At 62.9% G+C, this 3629-nt stretch carries 2 protein-coding genes and 1 riboswitch; both genes read right to left on the bottom strand.

Translation table 11 applies throughout. The annotated features are described in order from the left end of the window. Positions 1-73 precede the first annotated feature (73 nt). Positions 74-1144, bottom strand: a complete 1071-nt coding sequence (locus NW841_RS12335) for a sirohydrochlorin chelatase (RefSeq protein ID WP_414386643.1) — start codon at positions 1142-1144, stop codon at positions 74-76. A gap of 29 nt (positions 1145-1173) precedes the next feature. Further along, positions 1174-1310: riboswitch (cobalamin riboswitch) on the bottom strand. Positions 1311-1352: 42 nt separating this feature from the next. Beyond that, a partial coding sequence (locus NW841_RS12330) for a heavy metal translocating P-type ATPase (RefSeq protein WP_414386641.1) occupies positions 1353-3629 on the bottom strand: 2277 nt, incomplete at its 5' end.

Below are 3629 nucleotides of genomic sequence, written 5' to 3'. Positions count from 1 at the left end.
AATACATCCAGAATCAGTCAGAGGGTGCTATCCATCCCCACCGTATAGACGGTGGGGAATTCCGCACCTTACGTTAAGGCACTTGCCAAGCCCGTCGGTGGTAATCCTCTAATTGAGCCCAGGGATCCGCAGCCGCTGCGGGGGCATGGCCGTGGTTGTGGTGATGGTGATGGGATCCCTGCCCATGGGAATGATGGTCATGATGATGGTGGTGGTGATGGGATCCCTGCGCGTGAGGGTGATCCTGATGGTCGTGGTGATGGGTATGCCCCACTCCCAGCTCTGCGCTCACCGCCAGGCGAAACTTGCAGAGGTGGCAGTTCATTGGGGTTTGGCCCTGGAGGGCTTCCTGCTCCAGTTGCTGCAGGCTGTGCAACACCGTATCCACAAGACCCAACTCCGGCAGCATCAGCCACTCGATCTGGGGGTATTGACGTCGCCGCTCTTGCACCGCCGCCTCGATTTTTTTCACCAGCACCCCTGTGAAGAGAAAATAGGGCAGCACGATCACCCGGCGCGGCTGCCAGGACAAGGCCCGCTCCAAACCCACCGGCAGGCGGGGGTGGGTGATGCCGATAAAGCAGGTCTCTACGGCGGCCAACCCCGACCCTTCCCAGAGCAGCCGGGCCAGCTTACAGGCTTCGGCGTTGGCTTCGGGATCGCTGGAGCCGCGACCGACAAACAGCAACACCGTTTCCGCCCCTGGGATCTGCCGCGGTTGGGCAGCCAGCAAAGCGGCCAAGCGGTCTCGCAGCAGTTGCAAGATCTCGATGCGGATCCCCAGCGGCCCCCCGTAGTGGATGCGCAACTGCGGGTGGAGGGCCTGCAGGCGATCCAGCTCCACGGTCACGTCGAACTTGTTGTGGCGCGCCCCAAACAACAACAGCGGCAGAGCCACGATCTCCTGCCACCCTTGGGCCAAGCATTGTTCCACCCCCTGGGCGATGCTCGGCTGCGCCAGCTCCAAAAAACAAGGGATCACCGGCCGCTGGGGGGTGAGGGATTGGTACGCTTGGGCCAACTCCAGAAAGGCTTGCTGCCCCTCTGGGTCGCGGGATCCATGGCCGATGAGCAAGAGGGGCAATGGAGGAGAAGGAAACTGCCCAACCGCAAGGGGAGGGGAAACAGGGAGGGTATTCAACACAAAAAACTCCGTTCCTTGTGAATCGCAAGGGGTACAGGACAAGGGCAGGTGGGTGTTCTGGCTGAGGGAGGGATCCCATCACAGTTGCGTCACAGTGGCGGATTTGCACCGCGCTTTCCCCAATCTGCCCGAGTCTCTTAGGTTAGCTTGCCGCTTGTCCTTCACCAAGCCCCCCTGGGGGGATAACCCCGGCCCCCTGCCTTGATCCCTAGCTCCCCTCTCCCTCAGGGAGAGGGGCTGGGGGTGAGGGTGCCTCAGGGAGAGGGGCTGGGGGTGAGGGCCGAAAATGCCGCAGCCGCAGGGCGTTAGCCACTACAGAAACAGAGCTCAAGGCCATGGCCGCCCCCGCCAGCATGGGGTTGAGCAACCAGCCGGTGAAGGGGTAGAGCGCCCCGGCGGCAATCGGGATCCCGAGGGTGTTGTAGATAAAGGCGAAGAAGAGATTTTGGCGGATGTTGGCAAGGGTGGCGCGGCTGAGTTGAATGGCGGTGACCACGCCCCGCAAATCGCCGGCTATCAGGGTAATGTCGCTGGCGGCTATGGCCACATCGGTGCCCGTCCCGATGGCGATCCCCACATCGGCTTCTGCCAGTGCCGGCGCATCGTTGATGCCATCTCCCACCATCGCTACCGGGTGTCGGGGCCGTCTGAGCTGGCGAATGTAGGCTGCCTTTTGCTCGGGACGGACTTGGGCGATCACCCGGCGAATGCCTGCCTGCTGAGCAATGGCCTGGGCGGTGGTGGGGTTATCCCCGGTTAGCAGAATCACCTCCAGGCCCATCTCCTGCAGCTGGCGCACCGCGGCGGGGGAGGTGGGTTTGATCGGGTCGGCAATGGCCAACAGCCCCACCAGACGATGGGATTGCGCCACGCCGATCACCGTTTTGCCCTGGCTTTCCCAGGTCTGAACCCGCTCCGACCAAGAGGGATCCCACGGGATCCCCAGCCAGCTCAGCCGACCGATGCGCACCTGCTGCCCCTCCACCCAGGCTTCTGCCCCCTCGCCCACTTTTGCCTGAAAGTGCTGGGCCGACGGGATTGAGATGCCTTCGGCTTTGGCTTTTTGCACCACCGCCTGGGCCAGCGGATGTTCCGAGTATTGTTCCACTGCTGCTGCCAGGCGCAACAGGGCTAGGGGAGAAGAGCCTGGCGTCCAGATATCGGTGACGCTGGGACGGCCCTCGGTGAGGGTGCCGGTTTTGTCCAAGACCACCGTGCGCAAGCGGTGGGCCAATTCCAGGCTATCGGCGCTTTTTACCAGGATCCCCAATTCTGCCCCCCGCCCCGTCGCCACCATGATCGAGGTGGGGGTGGCCAACCCCAGCGCACAAGGGCAGGCGATGATCAGCACCCCAATGGTGTTCACTAAGGCCAGCGTCGGATTGCCCGCCAGCCCCCACCAGAGGACAAAAGTTAGAATGGCTACCCCGATCACCGCCGGCACAAACCAGGAGGTCACCCGATCCGCCACTTGCTGAATGGGGGCCTTGGATCCCTGGGCCTCCTGCACCAGGCGCACGATCTGGGCCAGAAGCGTATCTTTGCCCACCCGCCGCGCTTCCATCACAAAGCTGCCCGTCTGGTTGAGGGTGGCCCCGATCACCTCATCTCCTGCCGACTTACTCACCGGCAGGCTCTCGCCAGTCACCATCGACTCGTCCAGGCTGGAGGATCCCTCTAGAATGACCCCATCCACCGGCACCTTCTCACCAGGGCGCACCCGGATCCGATCCCCCACCTGCACCGCCGCAATCGGGATATCCTGCTCCACCCCATCGCGGATGACCCTTGCCGTTTTCGGCTGCAACCCCATCAGCTTGCGAATGGCTTCGGAGGTTTGCCCTTTGGCCCGCTGCTCCATCCACTTGCCCACCAGCACCAGGGTGACGACCACCGCCGCCACTTCGTAATACACATCCGGGTGCAGGCCCTGGCGATGAAAGAAGTCGGGGAAAGTCGTCGCCAAAAGGGAGTAGAAAAAAGCAGCGCTCGTTCCCAAAGCTACCAAGGTATTCATGTCCGCCGAGCGCCGTTGCCAAGCCGCCCAGGCGCCACGATAAAAGTGCTGGCCCACCCAAAACTGCACCGGCGCCGTCAGCAGCAACTGCAACCACGGATCCTGCAGCCAGGGGGGCAGGCCGGGGATCTTCCGTCCCAGCATCATCGGCAGGGATCCGATCAGCAGCACCGTGCTGAGGCCCACTCCTATCGCCACCTTCAGCTTCAATTCCCGTTCCGCCACCCATTGGGCGATCCGTTCTGTGTCGTTCGGATCCGACTGTTGCCAATCGTCTTCGACCAAGCGCGCCCGATACCCCGCCTGCTCCACCACCCGGATCAACGCTTGGGGATTCACCAGCCGGGGATCCCCACGGACGATGGCCTGCTCGCTGGCAAAGTTGACCGTTTGGGCTGTAACGCCCCGCACGCGACTCAGGGCCTGTTCAATGCCGGCAGCGCAGGAGGCACAGCTCATACCCTGGAT

This window comes from Synechococcus sp. H60.3, assembly GCF_047462295.1.
In the GTDB taxonomy this organism is placed as follows: domain Bacteria; phylum Cyanobacteriota; class Cyanobacteriia; order Thermostichales; family Thermostichaceae; genus Thermostichus.
Note: the sequence above shows the minus strand (reverse complement) of the source record. Positions and strands in the feature narration are given on the sequence as shown.